Origin of the sequence: Paenarthrobacter sp. DKR-5 (genome assembly GCF_018531425.1) — a bacterium.
GTDB lineage: Bacteria > Actinomycetota > Actinomycetes > Actinomycetales > Micrococcaceae > DKR-5.
Genome location: NZ_JAHBOI010000003.1, coordinates 387781 through 402568, shown reverse-complemented (window position 1 = coordinate 402568; position 14788 = coordinate 387781). Strand labels below are relative to the sequence as shown.

General features: G+C 71.5%; 14 protein-coding genes. All 14 read left to right on the top strand.

Going from position 1 to position 14788, the window contains the following annotated elements; translation table 11 throughout:
- Positions 1-5: 5 nt before the first annotated feature.
- Positions 6-974 (top strand): hypothetical protein, encoded by a 969-nt coding sequence (locus tag KIH31_RS08030; RefSeq protein WP_214426565.1) that lies wholly within the window; start codon positions 6-8, stop codon positions 972-974.
- Entirely contained in the window at positions 971-4993 is a 4023-nt protein-coding gene (eccCa, locus tag KIH31_RS08025; protein ID WP_214426564.1) for a type VII secretion protein EccCa, read from the top strand. The genes KIH31_RS08030 and eccCa overlap by 4 nt, the downstream gene beginning before the upstream one ends.
- The gene (locus KIH31_RS08020) at positions 4990-5418 is read left to right on the top strand and encodes a hypothetical protein (protein WP_214426563.1); all 429 of its coding nucleotides are present in this window, start codon (positions 4990-4992) and stop codon (positions 5416-5418) included. Before eccCa ends, KIH31_RS08020 begins: the two co-directional genes overlap by 4 nt.
- 1 nt (position 5419) lies before the next feature.
- The gene (locus tag KIH31_RS08015; RefSeq protein ID WP_214426562.1) at positions 5420-6406 is read left to right on the top strand and encodes a DUF6177 family protein; all 987 of its coding nucleotides are present in this window, start codon (positions 5420-5422) and stop codon (positions 6404-6406) included.
- Positions 6407-6637: 231 nt separating this feature from the next.
- Positions 6638-7072 (top strand): hypothetical protein, encoded by a 435-nt coding sequence (locus tag KIH31_RS08010; protein WP_214426561.1) that lies wholly within the window; start codon positions 6638-6640, stop codon positions 7070-7072.
- Positions 7069-7995: a hypothetical protein gene (locus tag KIH31_RS08005; RefSeq protein ID WP_214426560.1), complete on the top strand. Its 927-nt coding sequence runs from the start codon at positions 7069-7071 to the stop codon at positions 7993-7995. The genes KIH31_RS08010 and KIH31_RS08005 overlap by 4 nt, the downstream gene beginning before the upstream one ends.
- Positions 7982-9304, top strand: coding sequence for a V-type ATPase 116kDa subunit family protein (locus KIH31_RS08000; protein WP_214426559.1), 1323 nt, complete (start codon positions 7982-7984; stop codon positions 9302-9304). Before KIH31_RS08005 ends, KIH31_RS08000 begins: the two co-directional genes overlap by 14 nt.
- A complete protein-coding gene (locus KIH31_RS07995) occupies positions 9301-9741 on the top strand; it encodes an ATP synthase subunit C (RefSeq protein ID WP_214426558.1) in 441 nt (146 codons plus the stop codon). The genes KIH31_RS08000 and KIH31_RS07995 overlap by 4 nt, the downstream gene beginning before the upstream one ends.
- Positions 9742-9757: 16 nt before the next feature.
- Positions 9758-9982: a V-type ATP synthase subunit F gene (locus KIH31_RS07990; RefSeq protein WP_214426557.1), complete on the top strand. Its 225-nt coding sequence runs from the start codon at positions 9758-9760 to the stop codon at positions 9980-9982.
- A complete protein-coding gene (locus tag KIH31_RS07985; RefSeq protein WP_214426556.1) occupies positions 9979-10500 on the top strand; it encodes a V-type ATP synthase subunit E family protein in 522 nt (173 codons plus the stop codon). Before KIH31_RS07990 ends, KIH31_RS07985 begins: the two co-directional genes overlap by 4 nt.
- Entirely contained in the window at positions 10488-12236 is a 1749-nt protein-coding gene (locus KIH31_RS07980) for a V-type ATP synthase subunit A (RefSeq protein WP_214426555.1), read from the top strand. The genes KIH31_RS07985 and KIH31_RS07980 overlap by 13 nt, the downstream gene beginning before the upstream one ends.
- The gene (locus tag KIH31_RS07975) at positions 12233-13678 is read left to right on the top strand and encodes a V-type ATP synthase subunit B (protein WP_214426554.1); all 1446 of its coding nucleotides are present in this window, start codon (positions 12233-12235) and stop codon (positions 13676-13678) included. The genes KIH31_RS07980 and KIH31_RS07975 overlap by 4 nt, the downstream gene beginning before the upstream one ends.
- A complete protein-coding gene (locus tag KIH31_RS07970) occupies positions 13675-14337 on the top strand; it encodes a V-type ATP synthase subunit D (protein ID WP_214426553.1) in 663 nt (220 codons plus the stop codon). Before KIH31_RS07975 ends, KIH31_RS07970 begins: the two co-directional genes overlap by 4 nt.
- A complete protein-coding gene (locus KIH31_RS07965) occupies positions 14334-14771 on the top strand; it encodes a universal stress protein (RefSeq protein ID WP_214426552.1) in 438 nt (145 codons plus the stop codon). The genes KIH31_RS07970 and KIH31_RS07965 overlap by 4 nt, the downstream gene beginning before the upstream one ends.
- Positions 14772-14788 lie beyond the last annotated feature (17 nt).

The window sequence follows — 14788 nt, the reverse complement described above, 5'->3', positions numbered from 1 at the left end:
CAGCCATGACTGATCCGTGGAGCTCCCCGCCACCCCGCCGGCAGGACCTGCGCGCTTCGCGCGGCGCGGCCGGCACCGGTGTGGCCGACGATGGTTTCGAATCCGGCAGCGACCGGCTGCGCCGCGTGCTGCGGACCAGGCCGGCCGAACCCCGGGGCACGGTGCTGCTGCGCTCGCTCGCGGGCACCTTCCGGTCCGACGAGTACCCGCAGTTGCTGGCGGAGGCGGCAGCCGGCGCCCAGATCCCCGTCACCACCGGGCGTCGGATCGCCGTGCTCGGCACCCGCGGAGGCTCGGGACGCACCACGGTGACGGCCCTGCTCGCCCGGGTTTACGCGTCGCTGCGGCAGGACGGCGTCGCCGCCGTTGACGCGACCTTCGGCCGTGGCACCCTGGGCCTGCGCCTGGGCCTGGACGCCCTGCCGGACGTGCGGGACGTTTCCGCGGCGCTGGGAGGGCGGCTGCCCGCCGACAGGGCCGAGCTCGGACGGCTGCTCGCGGCCGCCGAGGACAATCTCTGGGCCGCCGGAAGCGGCCCGGGCTCGGAGCCGTTCCTGCCCGAGGTGAGCAGTGCTCTCTCCCGCTACTGCCCGATCACCGTCGTCGACGCCGGCAGCCCCCTGACGGCCGGAGGCATCCTCGCCACCGCGCACGCCGCTGTCTTCGTGGCCCCCGCCAGCGTCGCCGGCTTGGCCGATGCGCGGTGGCACGCCCGCGCCTGGGCAGCCGACCCGCAGCGCGCCCGCATCCCGCTGCTGACCGTCCTGGGCGCCACCGACGCGGCGTCGCCCTTCAACGCCGCTGCCGAGGCTCGCAGGCTGGAGCGCGAGGGCACGCCGGCGATGCCGTTGAGCTACGACCGGCACCTGGCCGGCGGCGTCGAACTCGACCCGTCATTGCTTTCCCGCGCCGTGCGTTTGGAAGCGACCGGGCTTGCTGCCGGCGTGCTGCGCGCGGCGGCAGGCACCCGATGAGCGTCAAACTCGTCCACCGGCCCGCGCGGACCACCGCCCCGGACCGGCAGCTGGAGCCCTTCACCCTCGACGCGCCGCCGCCGATGGAAAAAGGCAAGGGCGGCATGAACATGATGTCGTTGGTCCCCCTGCTCGGGGCCGGCGTCTCGATGACCGTCATGATGCTCTTCCGCGGCTCGAGCCTGGCGGCCATCGGCGCGCTCATGATGATCGTCACGGTCCTGGCGTCGATTGTGATGCTGCTCAGCCAGCGGGGCCGCCAGGGCCGGGTGCGCCGGGAACAGCGCGAGAACTACCTGGACTACCTTGAACGCTCCCGCGCCCAGCTGCGCCGCGAGGAGCAGCAGGCCGCACGCGTGGCACGGGTCGGCAGTCCCCCGCCGGGCGCGCTCTTCGACATCGTCCGCAACCCGCAGCGGCTCTGGGAGCGCCGGCGCGCCAACGAGGACTTCCTCGAGGTTCGGCTGGGCACCGGCGCCCGGAAAGCGCGGGACATCCGCGTCGCCGACGCCGGATCGGCGCTGCAGCAGGGTGACGCGTTCATGACCACCGAGCTGGAGATCCTCAAGCGCCGCTATGAATCCTCCCCGGACCTTCCGGTCACGGTGCCGCTGGACTCGGCCGGGACCGTGAGCGTCGTGGGCTCGCGCAGCTTCGTGCTCGCCGTCGCCCGGAACCTGGTGCTGCAGTCCTGCGCCTTCCACTCCCCGGAGGACCTGCACCTGGCGCTGGCCGCCGGCGAGGACAGCCGCACCGACTGGGAGTGGGCCGGCTGGCTGCCGCACCTGGCCGACCAGCGCCGGACCCACAAAACGGGACCGGTTCGCCGCTTCGCCCGCAGCGTGGACGAGCTCTCCGACCTGCTCGCCGAGGACCTGCACTCCCGCTCCACCCAGGCAGCGGAAGCCCGGAAGAACTACCTCGCCGGCGGCGTCGGCAACAGCCTGCCCCGGCTGCTGGCGGTCTCCGACAGCTACGGCGCCCTCCCTGCCGCGCTGCACATCCCTGACCAGCAGACGGCCGCCGGTGCCCTGGGCATCACCACCGTGTACCTCGTCGCCGACCGCGGCCAGGAACCGGGCGAGGTGTCCCTGCGCATCACCGAGGACGACGACGGCGGCTTCCTGCTGGAGAACTACCGGCAGGACCCGCTCGCCCCGGTCCGCGAACGCGGCACGCTCGACGAGCTTCCGGTCGCCACGGCTGCCGCCCTGGCCCGCGAGCTGGCGCCGCTGCGGCTCTCCCCCGACTCCCTCGAACACGACAGCGCCGCCAGCTCCGTGGGCTTCCTGGACATGCTCGGCCTCTCGCCGCAGCTGGACGCCGCCGACATCCGCCGGCTGTGGCAGCCGCGCAGCGAAGTCGACTTCCTCCGGGTGCCGCTCGGCCCGGACGACCGCGGCCGGCCCGCGATGCTGGACTTGAAGGAATCCGCCCAGTTCGGCATGGGCCCGCACGGGCTCTGCGTGGGGGCCACCGGCTCCGGCAAGAGCGAGATGCTGCGCAGCCTCGTCCTCGGGCTGCTGGCCACCCACTCCCCCGATGTGCTGGCCATGGTGCTCGTGGACTACAAGGGCGGCGCCACCTTCGCCCCCTTCGCCGGGGCGCCGCAGGTGGCCGGGGTCATCACCAACCTTTCCGACGACGTCAGCCTGATTGAACGCGTCTACGCCAGCCTTGCCGGCGAAATCCAGCGCCGCCAGGAAGTGCTCAAGGCCGCCGGCAACCTGGCGAACATCACGGACTACCAGCTGCACCGCCGGGAGGCCGAGGCCCGCGGCGAGGACCTGCCGCCGCTGCCCCACCTCGTCGTCATCGTCGACGAATTCGGCGAACTGCTCACCGCGCGCCCGGACTTCATCGAGCTGTTCCTCTCGATCGGCCGCATCGGCCGGTCCATCGGCGTCCACCTGCTGCTCTCCAGCCAGCGGATCGAGGGCGGCAAACTGCGCGGGTTGGAAACCTACCTGTCCTACCGGATCGGCCTGCGCACGCTCTCCGAATCCGAGAGCCGAACCGTGCTGGACACCCCGGACGCCTTCCACCTCCCGCCGGTGCCCGGCTTCGGCTACCTGAAGGTGGACACCACCACCTACACCCGGTTCAAGGCCGGGTACGTGTCCGGCCCCTTGGAATCACTCGAGGAGCCGGAGGACGAGCCCGAGGAGCAGCCCGAAGTCCTGCCGGCACCGCGCTACGCCGCCACCCTGGAAGATGCCGCCACCGCCGCGCGCCGCGCCGCCCCGCTGTCGACGGCGGCTTCCCAGCGCACCACCGGTCCAACGGTGCTCTCCACGCTGATGGAGACCCTTTCGGCCTTCCCCCGCTCGGTGGAACCGATCTGGCTCCCGCCGCTGCCGCGCGGGGCGGCGCTGGACACGGTGGCCGAAGCCCCGCTGACCACGAGCCAGGGCATCCGGCTGCCCGCCGGCGGCAACCTCCGGGTGCCGGTCGGCCTGCTGGATGACCCGGCGCGCCAATGGCAGGGTGTCTGGGAGCTGGACCTGACGAGCGCCGGGGGCAATGTCGCGATCACCGGCGGCCCGCACTCGGGCAAGAGCACAGCGCTGCGCACCATCGCGGCCAGCCTGGCGCTCACGCACAGCCCGGCCGAAGTGGGCATCTACGCGGTGGACCTGCTCGGCAGCTCGCTGCTCCCGCTCGAAGGCCTGCCGCACGTCGGTGGCGTCGCGGTGCGCACGAACCGCGAAGTGGTCCGGCGCACGGTCGAGGAAATCATGGGCATGCTGCGCCAGCGGGAGGAGCTGTTCGAGCGCTACAACGTCGACTCGCTGCCGACCCTGCGCCGGTTGTGCGCCCAGGGCCGGATCCCGGAGCTGGGCAGCGCCGACGTCGTGCTGCTCCTGGACGGCTACGGCCAGCTCGCGGACGAGTTCGAGGACATCGAAAAGACCGTCCACGCGCTGATCTCCCGCGGCGGCGGCTACGGCATCCACGTGATCGCGACCTCCACCCGGATGAACGAGGTCCGCATCGCCCAGCAGAGCTTCTTCGGCACCCGCATTGAACTGCGGCTGGGCGACCCGGCCGAATCCGCCCACGGGCGCAAGCTCGCCGAGAGCATCAGCGCCGAGCGTCCCGGCCGGGCGTTGACCGAGCGGAAGCTGCTGGGCCACTTCGCCCTGCCGCGGATCGACGGCGACGACGACCCCGACACCGCGGTGCAGGGCCTGCGTGACCTGGTGGCCGCCGTCGCCGCGTCCACGGACTCCCGCGCCATGCAGGTCCGTGTGCTGCCGCCGCTGGTGCCTGCCGGCTCCGGGAACGGTGCCTCGCGGCGCGGCATGCTGCCGCTGGGGCTGCGAGAAACGGATCTGGGCACCGAACAGCTGGACCTGGAGGGCCGCGACCGGCACCTGGTGGTGCTCGGCGACGACGGCTGCGGCAAGACCAACCTGCTGCGCACGGTGATCCGCAACCTCACCGAGCAGTACGCGTCCGAGGACCTTGTCTTCGCCGTCTTCGACCCCCGCCGCACCCTGGCCGACGAGGTCCCGGACGCCTACCTCGGCGGCCATGCCACCAGCGCCGCGCGGGCCGAGCAGCTCGCCACGGCCGTCGCCGGGGAACTGGCCGAGCGGGTGTCCGATCCGCAGAAGGCCGCCGCGGCGCCGAAGGTTGTGCTGCTCATCGACGACTACGACATCCTCACCGCCGGCGGCTCGTCGCCGCTGGGCCGGCTGACGCAGTACCTCCCGCTCGGGGCCGAGATCGGCCTGCACGCCGTCCTCACCCGCCGGGTCCGCGGAGCCAGCCGCGGGCTGTACGAGGCGTTCTTCACGGCGTTGCGCGACTCGGGCAGCACCGGCCTGCTGATGTCCGGCGACCGGTCGGAGGGCGCACTGATCAACGGTGCCCGCGCGCGGCTGCTGCCCCCGGGCCGCGCCCAGCTGCTGCAGGCGGGGCGCCCGGCCGAGACGGTGCAGCTGTTCTTCAACGAGCCGGCGGCCGAGCCGGGCCGGGACCTGGACCGTGGCCGGAGGGTGGAGGCGCAATGAGCGCAGACTGGACCATCGCCTGCGCGCGGGAACCGCGCCAGGAGCTGATTCTCGGGTCCGTGGCCGCCGTGATGCCTGAGCACTACGTGCGCGAGAGCACGGACGGGCTGCTGCTGGAAATCCTCGACGGCGGCGGCGACGACGGCGGCGGGAGCACGGTGATTGCCATTGAGCTGCCGCGGCTGGTACGGGTCGCTGCGGAGCTGGACCGTCTGCTGCACGGGGCTACGGTCACTGCCCCCGCCGGCGGAACCGTGCCGCTGGCCCTCACCGCTGACGCCGGCGCTGAGGCGCGGGAGCAGCCGGTGTGGTGGCTGGACCTGCATGCCACGGCCCCGGCGGCCGGTCCGCTGGCGGACACACTCGCGCATACGATCGCCGGAACCTGCGACGGCGCGGTCGTCGGCCCGCGCGGGGAGGCCTGAGATGACCGAACCGGTCTTCGATTTCGCCAGCGGGAGCACCGCCGTCCTGTTCCAGGACAAAGAGACTGCCTACCGCTCCAGCTGGACCGCCCGGGCCTGCGCCGTGGCCGCCGAGTCCGGCCGGGAGTTCGCGCTCCTCACGCCCGGCGACGCCGCGCTGACCCTGCCGCTGGCGGACATGCTCAGCCAGCCCGGGCGCCGCTGGCTCGCCACCCAGCCGGACGGCACCTTTTTCGACGGGTTCACCGGACAGGTTGTCGAGTGGGACGGCGAGACATTCCGCGGCGTTGACAGGCTGGCGGAGGAGTTCCTGCAGTCCCCCGCCCGGCCGGACGGCATGATGCATGTGCGCGCCGAGACGGTGCACCCGGCAAGCCTGGGCGCGCGCATCGGTGTGCTCGCCGAGCGCGCCTTCCGCGAAGTAACCGGCAGCGCGCCGGCGGGCTGGGGCCTGCACGAGCCGGCCACCGAGCCGTGGGACCCCGCCGCTGTGACAGCGTTTTGCTTCGACCGGGCCCCCTCCGACGCCTCGCTCGTCGTCGTCGGCGCCCCGCGTCCCGGCACGGAGGCGGCGTCGGTCGGGGTCCTGACCGTGCGCCGCACCGCCAGCGGCGTCCACGAGTCCCTGGAGCTGCTGGCCGAAGCGGTGGATCCGCTCGACGCCGCGCAGCTGGACTCCTTCGGTGCGGCCATGCACGCCGCCCGGGCCCGGACGGCCCTGCTGGGGCATGCCCTCGGCTTCCGGCGTCTGGCCCGGCCGGCCCGGTTCACCGGCGTGTCCGTGCCCGGCTGCGCCGTCTTCGGACCGGAGACGCTGAAAGCCTGCGGCGCGCCCGAGGCGCTCGGGGAAGCCGGCGCGCGGTCCCGGCTGCTCGGCGTCGCCCCGCACCAGTCGCTCCTGGTCAGGTACCCGCAGGAACCCGTGCCCGGGGAACCGCACCCGCTGGAGGATTACGCGCGGCTGGTTCAGGTGCTCTCCGGACGCTAGGCGTACTCCTCCGCCAGGGGAGGTGAAACAGCGGTTTCAGGCGCGAAGGCGGCTGTTTCGCGCGTTTTACCTCCCGGCGCGGAGACCCGAGCGGCGCAGTCACACGTCGGGAGGATCCGCGCGCGGAGCTGGCTGCGGCGTGAAGGAGACTTTGGCCCCTGCCTGCGGGTCGCCCGGCAGGGGATGCTGAAGGAAATCGCTCATGGCCGTCGAGGACATCCGGGAGGTGACATGGCGCGACTGAGCATCCTGGACCGTTTCCGGCCGGCCGGCGCTCCCGGTTCGGCCGGGCCGGCCGGAGTGCCCGCTTCCGACGTGCAGGGCCCCGAAGCCGAACTGGCACCGGTGTTCGCCGCGCTGGAGGCCGACGTCGCGGCCTGCACGGCCACGGTCGAGCAAGCGCGCCAAAAGGCGGAGGATGACGTTGCCCGCGCCCACGCGGAGGCGGCCGCGGTCGTGGCCCGGGCCCTGCTCAACGCAAACGCCGAACGCGCGAATGCAGCCGCCCGCATCAAAACGGCTGCCCTCGACCGCGATGCGCGGGTGCTTGCGCAGGCACGCCAGGAAGCGGCAAAGCTGGAACGGTCCGGCAGGGCGGGCATACCCGCCGTCGTCGATCAAGTCCTCGAGTCGCTGATGGCTCCGGAAAGCACCGGCCTGCCATGAAAGCGGACTGGGTCGCCGCCTCCGTGCGGGCGCGCTCCATGGCGCAGCGTCGTTCGGGGGCCGGGACGGCCCGCGCGATTGCGGCGCTTCCGACGTTGGAGAGCGCTGTCGCAGCCCTGCACGGGTCGAGCTACGCGGACCGGCTCAGCGGAACGGCGGGACTGGGTGCTGCCGAGCGAGCCATTCAAGAGGCCGTCCTCTGGCAACTGCGGGTGCTCGCGGGCTGGCTCCCGGCGTCGGGCACGGCTCTTGCGCGGGCGGCGGCGGGGACCTTCGAAATTGAGAACATCACGGGACTGGCCCGCCGACTCGCCGACGGAACCCTGTCCGGGGAGCCCTTCCAGCTGGGCGCCCTGGCGACCGCATGGACCCGTGTGCGCGAGGCGGCCTCGGCGGATGAACTCGTTTCCGTCCTGCGCACCACGGCTTGGGGCGACGTGGGCACGGCGCAGAGCGGTACGCTCAGGGACGCCCTGACGGTGTCCTGGGCCCGTCGCTTGGCGGCCGTGGCCCCCTCGGCGCGGCCGTGGTGCGACGCCGTATGCGTCCTCACGGCGGCACGGGCGCTAATGGTGGATTCCCACCTGCCGTCGGCGCCGGTCCTGCATCATCTGCGGCCGGTCCTTGGCAGCGCCTGGGAGTCCGCCAGCACCCTCGCCGGCTTTTCCGACGCCCTCCCGCCGTCCCTGCGGAAGGTGGTCCTCGGAATCGACTCCCCGCAGGAGCTTTGGCGCGCCGAAGCCCGCCTGCGCGCTTCCGTACAGGCAGCGGGCTTCCGGCTGCTCCGGGCGTCGATGCCGGGACCGGACGTCGTGCTGGGGGCGATTGCCATCCTGTCCGTCGACGCGTGGCGCCTCTGCGCCGCACTGGCTGCCGCTGCCGCGGGAGCAGGGGGCAGCGAGGTGCTCGATGCGGCGGCTTGAGGCACCGGGACCGGTCCGGATGGAGCGGGTTGCCCTGGTGGTGCGCGAACCGGACCTGCGCCGCCTTCTCACCGAACTGGCACGCAGCGCCGCCGTCGAACTGGATCTTCCCTACGAGCCCGGACACGGCGCGGACGAACTGGACAAAGCAGCCGGGGCCGCCGTCGTCTCCGGTCCGTCGGCCGCCTTGGCGGGGTGGATGCCCCGGCACGAGGTCCCGGCCCTTGCAGCAACCCTGGCCCCGATGGGAGCCGCTGTCGCCCCGCTGCCCCGGCCGCGCTGGGTCCAGCCCCCGACGTTGCTCGGCGGGAGCCCCAGGTCGGTTGCCCGAACGTTGGTGGATACCTACGGGACGGTTCCCTACGCCGATCTGGATCCTTCCCGTCTGGCCGGGGTGGCGTATGTGCTCATGTTCGGCATGATGTTCGGCGACGTCGGCCACGGCGCCGTCTTGCTGGCCGCCGGGCTGCTGATCCGGGGCGGCCGCATCAGGATACTGGCCAGGCTTCAGAAAACCTGGCTTTTCGTCAGCGGAGCAGGGCTGGCCGCCATGGTGTTCGGGGCCCTGTACGGAGAAGCCTTCGGCCCTACAGGACTTGTGCCCGTCCTGTGGCTGGAGCCTTTGGCGGACCCGGTGCCGCTGCTGCTGGCAGCCCTGGGTGTGGGGGCCTTCCTGCTTGCCGGCGCGTACGCGTACGGCACCATCAACCGGATCAGGGAAGGAGGCTGGGGCTACGCCCTCTACGCCCGCTCCGGAATCGCCGGCTCCTTGTTGTTCCTCGCCGTCGCACTCCTCGTCTGGGGGCTCGGAACGGACACCGGACTGCTGACCGCAGCCGCCACGGTGGTCTCTCTCGCCGCGCTGGTCTTCATCTTCATCGGCCTTTTTGTCGAAGCCGGAGGAGGAGGCACGGGCGTCTTCCAAGCCCTCATCGAACTGGTCGATACGGTCATCCGTCTGGGCTCCAACCTCGTCTCCTTTGCCCGCCTCGCCGCCTTCGGCCTGACGCACGCCGCCCTGCTGACCGTGGTCTGGAATGGAACGACGGCGCTGTGGGCTCCGGATTGGCGCGCGGGCGCCGCCGTCCTGCTCTTCGTGGCGGGCAATGCCGTGACCTTCGCGCTCGAAGCATTGGTGGCAGGGATCCAGGCCTTGCGCCTTGAGTATTACGAACTGTTTTCGCGCATTTTCCAGTCCGAGGGGCGTCCGTTCAAACCGTGGTCGCCGGAGCTCGCCCCCGGCGCGGACCCGGGGCCCGCGCTTCCGGGCACCCGTTCCGCGCCGTTGGCTGAAAGGCATGCACCGTGAATCTCTGGCTTGCCGCCGTCCCCGCTTTCCTTCTTACTGCCGCCGGGACCATCTTCCTCGTCAAGCGCCGGAAGAGGTCCGCACTGAAACTCCTCGCGGCCCTCAATCTGCTGCTGATGGGGGGAGCACTGATCTTGTTGACCGGAGCGTTGGCCGCCGGCCCGGCTGCGGCCGCAGGGGCTGGCGCGGCCCTCCCTCCGGCGCCGGCCCAAACGCCCGCGGGTGCCGGCGGCTCGGCCCTGATCGCTGCGGCCATCGCGGTGGCCGGGTCCTCGATCGGGGCTGCGTTCGCCGTCGCGTACACCGGGTCGGCTGCCCTCGCTGCGATGAGTGAACGCCCGGAACTATTCGGTCGGGCGATGGTGGTGGTCGGGCTGGCGGAAGGGATCGCCATCTATGGACTGATCATTGCGATCATCCTTATCGGCAGGGCGTGAGGGAGGAGCAGCGGAGATGACGGCGGCGATCGCGGCGATCGGCGAGCAGGCCGTGCTGGACGGTTTCCGGCTCGCCGGCGTCGGCGTCTTCGCGGGGTCCACCACCGAGGATTTCCTGCGGGCATGGACCGCGCTGCCCGCGGGCACGACCGTCGTCATCCTCACCCCGGCTTCCGCGCATGCGTTGGAGTCAGTGGCGGCCGACCCACGCTCCCCGCTGACGGTGGTGCTACCCTCATGACCGCTCTAGCTCCGGAAGCCAATGCCGCTTTGGAACCGGTCCGCAAGGCGCTCCGGGCGGCGGCAGAGGAGGAGGCCGCCGGGATCCGCAGTGCCGCGCGCCGGGTGGCGGACAAGGAGCTGGAAGCGGCGCGGACCGAAGCAGCGCGGATCCTCGCCACGGCGGCCGCCGAGGGCGAGGCCGCCGCCGCAGCCGAGGCCGCTGCACGCTCGGCGCGGGCGCGCCGGCAGGCCCACGAACTGGTCCTGGGTGCCCGCACGGCAGTCCGGGTGGAACTGCGCCGCCGGGTGCGGGAAGCGGCAGCCGGGCTCGCCGAGGACCCGCGCTACCCGGAACTGATGACACGGTTGAGGGAGAAGTGCCACGAACTGCTGGGGCCAGACGCCGTGGTGTCCGAGAGCCCTGAGGGAGGCGTGGTCGCCGTCGCGGGTGCACGTCGGCTCGATCTGACCCTCCCGGTGTTGGCGGAGTTGAGGTTGGACTCACTGCCCGAGGCAGGTGCGCAGTGGAGCGCATAGCAGGCGGCCGCGACGGGGCGATCGTGCGCGTCAGCGGTCCACTGGTAGAAGTCGAGGGTGCCAAGGACCTCTCGATGCTCGAACTGCTCGCCCTGGGACCCCGGAGCATCAGCGCTGAGACGGTGGCGATCGCCGGAACACGCGCCACGCTGCAAGCGTACGAATACACCGGCGGTTTGAAGGCCGGCGACCGCGCGGCGCCGACCGGCGGTCAGCTGTCAGCGCTATTGGGCCCCGGGCTGCTCGGCCAGGTTTTCGACGGGCTGATGCGTCCGCTGTCGTCGGCACCGCTGTGGCTAACGCCCGAGCGGGCGGAGTCAGCCGCTGAACCGACCGTGCTGACAAGGGAGTGGACTTTCAGGCCGGAGGCATCGACCGGTACCCGTGTGGGCACCGGCGACGTGCTGGGCACCGTGCCGGAGTCAGGGGCGGTGGTCCATCGGGTCCTGGTACCGGCGGGAGTGTCCGGGGAGCTCAGCTGGTTGGCGGCGGAATGCCGGGTCCATGTGCTCGATACGGTGGCTGTGGTGGACGGCCGCAACGTGTCTCTGGCCGAGCCCTGCCCGGTGCGCAGGCCCCGGCCTTTCCGGTCCAGGCTCAGCGACACGGTGCCGCTGCACACAGGTCAGCGGGTGCTGGACCTGATGTTCCCGGTGGCGAGGGGAGCCGCTGCCGCTGTTCCGGGCGGCTTTGGGACCGGCAAAACGATGATGCTGCAGCAAATCGCAAAGTGGAGCGACGCCGACGTGATCGTCTATGTGGGCTGCGGTGAGCGAGGCAACGAAATGGCGGATGTCCTCGACGGGCTCTCGCAGCTCGAGGACGGGCGCACCGGCGGGAAGCTCATCGACCGGACCGTCATCATCGCCAACACATCCAACATGCCGATGATGGCGCGCGAGGCGAGTATCTTCACCGGGATCACGGTGGCTGAGTACTACCGCGACATGGGATACAACGCCGTCGTGATCGCTGATTCGACCTCGCGCTGGGCTGAAGCGCTGCGCGAGTTCGCCAACCGCAATGGTGACCTTCCCGCCGAGGAGGGCTATCCCGCGAACCTCGCCTCCGAACTCGCTGCCTTCTACGAGCGTGCGGGCCGGGTGACGACGCTCGGTGGAACAACGGCGTCCGTGACCGTCATCGGCGCTGTCTCGCCGCCGGGCGGCGACATGACCGAACCCGTGACGACAGACTCCCAACGGTTCGTTCGGTGCCTCTGGACCCTCGACCGTGATTTGGCCTATTCCCGGCACTATCCCGCGGTGAGCTGGACGGGCTCCTTCGCCCGGGACGCGGACGCCGTTGGCTCCTGGCACGCCGCCAACGGAGATCCAGGCTGGGCTGGGCGCCGGGCGAGGGCCGCCGCCCTCCTGGCGGAGTCGGACCGGCTGGCTGAACTGGCGGACATCATCGGGGCCTCGTCGTTGCCAGGTCACGAGCGGGTGGCTCTGCTCGGAGGCCGCCTGCTGCGGGACGGCGTACTGATGCAGAACGCGCTGAGCCCAAATGACGGGTTCTGCTCCGCGGGAAAGGGCGCGGCGCTGCTGGACCTCGTGCTCGACGTCGTCGACGCCTGCCAGGCGCTGGTGGCGCGGGGAGTGGCAGCCACCACCATCGAACAAACCGACCTCGGCCCGGTCCTGCGGGCCCGGGAGGATGCGGGACCCGCGGATGCGGCCGCTGTCAGGGCGCGGCGGGACGAAGTGCTCAAGGCGCTGGAGGTGCTGCGGTGAGCCCGGCGGCCGTCCCCGGGTCCCCGGATGGCGCACCCGGACCGTGGTTGCGGGACATCGCCGCGCAGGTTTCCCACGGCGACGTCCGGGAGCTCCGCGGCCCCCTGCTCATTGCCGGCAGCGCCGAGGGTGTCGGGTGGGACGAGTTCGCCACTGTCGACCTGGACGGCGGGGAGCAGCGCCACGGCCTGGTCCTGGAAGTGGACCGGGACCTCGTTACCTTGCAGGTGCTTGAAAGCACCGACGGCATGTCTTTGGGCGGGATCGGGATCCGCTTCCAAGGGAGGCCGCTTCACCTCCAGGTAGGGACGGGATGGCTTGGCCGGGTCTGCAACGGCCGTGGCGAACCGCTCGACGGCGGTCCGCCGGTGGCGGGCACGGACCTGCGTCCGGTCAGCGGCTGGCCGCTGAATCCGGTCCGGAGGGAACCCCCGCAGGAGCCCGTCCTGACGGGCATCTCCGTCATCGACGCTCTGACAACCTTGGTCCGGGGGCAAAAGCTCCCAATCTTCTCGGTGCCGGGCCTGCCGCACCTGACAGTGGCCACGCAGATTGCGGCGCAGGCCACATCGAGCGGCCAGTCCTTCCGGGTGGTCTTCGCAGCCATGGGTCTGACCCATGCCGACATCGCTTATGTCCGGGACCGCCTCGAAGAGCGCTCCGCCGCGGAGGAACTGGTCCTGCTCCTTAATGCGGCCGATGACCCGGTCATCGAACGGATCCTCACGCCGCGGATTGCGCTGACTGTTGCCGAGTACCTCGCCTACACCGAAGGGCACGATGTCCTCGTGATCATGTCAGACATGACCAGCTACGCCGAAGCCGTCCGTGAAGTTTCGGCGGCACGGCGGGAGATCCCGGCGCGGCGCGGCTATCCCGGCTACCTGTACAGCGACCTGGCGACCCTGTACGAGCGTTGCGGTCGCATCAAGGACCACGACGGCTCGGTGACGATAGTGCCGGTGCTGACGATGCCGGCCGGGGACATCACGCACCCCGTACCGGACCTGACCGGCTACATCACTGAAGGACAAATTGTCCTGGCACCGGAAATCGACGCGCGGGGGGTCTACCCGCCGGTGGACGTCCTCTCCTCGCTTTCCCGGCTGATGCGCAGCGGCGCGGGAACAGGCCGGACCCGCGAAGACCATCTGGATGTTGCTGCCCAGGTGCTTGCCGCGCTGGCGCGCGCCCGTCAGGCGGCGGAACTGGCTGAGTTGGTGGGCGCGGCCGCCCTGAGCGAAACCGACCGCAGCTACATCGCCTACCAGGACATGGTGGAGAAGGAGCTCTTCAACCAAGGACAGGCCGAGCTCAGATCCCTTGAGGACACACTTGGACGGGCGTGGGCGGCCTTGGCAGCCCTCCCGGAGCAGGAGCTGACCATGCTGTCGACTGCCCTGCTGGCCCGTTACCTTCCGCGTCAGGCCGACCGGCCATGACCAGCACGGGCCGGGCAGGCAAAGTCCGGGTGGAACGCCGGCTGGCCACGGCCCGCCACGGGGCGCGGCTGCTGGACCGCAAGCAGCGCATCCTGGCGGACGAGCTGGAGCGCCTTCAGCTTCAGTCAGAGCTGTCCCGCACCGAGTGGGAGGATCTGGCCCGCGACGCTGCGTGCTGGCTGCGGCGGGCAGCGGCGTTGGATGGTGCCGCGAGGGTGACAGCCGCTGCCCCGCCGGAGGCCGCCGAGGTCCGGATCCGCTGGGGCGGGGCCATGGGTGTGGCCTATCCGCAGGACCCCGAGTGCCAACTTCCTCCGCTGCACCGGAGCGGAGGAAGCTCGGCTTTGTCCTACGTGGCCGCGGTCCACCGCAAAGCCCTCGAAGCGGGTGTGCGGTACGCCGTCGTCCGGCGCGCCGAAATGTTGCTGACGGCCGAACTTGCGGCAACCCGCACCCGCCAGCGGGCAGTGGAAGAGCGCTGGATCCCGCGGCTGGAAGACGAACTGCGGGGCATCCGGCGCCAGCTCGACGCCCAGGAACTGGAAGAAAACCTGCGGCTGCGCTGGGCCGCCGACCGCAACCCCGCCGGGCCGGGCAGTCCCGGCGTTCCCAGGATTCCGGAGACCTCCAGGACTCCCCCGGCGGAAGGATTGTCATGAGCGAGGTCGTCCTCGTCGCGGTGAATGATTCGCGGGCAGCTTTCCGCGCCGCCGAAGTCGCCGTCGACTACGCGCGCAGACTCGGCGCCCGCTTGCGGGTGGTGACGGTCCAGGACCCGGCCGCGCTGGTCAAACACCCGGGCGCCATCGACCCGGCAACTCTGGCCCGGCACACCGGCCTGGCCGCCGACGCAGCGCACAGCCATGTGGCGGCTCTGGCAGCCGGGGCCGGGGTGGAAGCGTCATTCGTCCAGCGCTCCGGGCGCGTGGCCGCCGAAATTTTGGCCGAGGCTCGTGCGGTAGAGGCGTCCTTGATCGTCATCGCCCTGGTGGACCGCCCGGGCGCAGCCACGCCGTATATCGGCAGCCACACCCTGCGCGTCCTGGAATTCTCCAGTGTCCCCGTGCTGGTTGTGCCGATTCGGGAGCCCTAAGGGCACGCCGTCACGCT

Coding starts and splice junctions, on each gene's coding strand:
- KIH31_RS08030 (WP_214426565.1), top strand. CDS start 6: ATGACTGATCCGTGGAGCTCCCCGCCACCCCGCCGGCAGGACCTGCGC.
- eccCa (WP_214426564.1), top strand. CDS start 971: ATGAGCGTCAAACTCGTCCACCGGCCCGCGCGGACCACCGCCCCGGAC.
- KIH31_RS08020 (WP_214426563.1), top strand. CDS start 4,990: ATGAGCGCAGACTGGACCATCGCCTGCGCGCGGGAACCGCGCCAGGAG.
- KIH31_RS08015 (WP_214426562.1), top strand. CDS start 5,420: ATGACCGAACCGGTCTTCGATTTCGCCAGCGGGAGCACCGCCGTCCTG.
- KIH31_RS08010 (WP_214426561.1), top strand. CDS start 6,638: ATGGCGCGACTGAGCATCCTGGACCGTTTCCGGCCGGCCGGCGCTCCC.
- KIH31_RS08005 (WP_214426560.1), top strand. CDS start 7,069: ATGAAAGCGGACTGGGTCGCCGCCTCCGTGCGGGCGCGCTCCATGGCG.
- KIH31_RS08000 (WP_214426559.1), top strand. CDS start 7,982: ATGCGGCGGCTTGAGGCACCGGGACCGGTCCGGATGGAGCGGGTTGCC.
- KIH31_RS07990 (WP_214426557.1), top strand. CDS start 9,758: ATGACGGCGGCGATCGCGGCGATCGGCGAGCAGGCCGTGCTGGACGGT.
- KIH31_RS07985 (WP_214426556.1), top strand. CDS start 9,979: ATGACCGCTCTAGCTCCGGAAGCCAATGCCGCTTTGGAACCGGTCCGC.
- KIH31_RS07970 (WP_214426553.1), top strand. CDS start 13,675: ATGACCAGCACGGGCCGGGCAGGCAAAGTCCGGGTGGAACGCCGGCTG.
- KIH31_RS07965 (WP_214426552.1), top strand. CDS start 14,334: ATGAGCGAGGTCGTCCTCGTCGCGGTGAATGATTCGCGGGCAGCTTTC.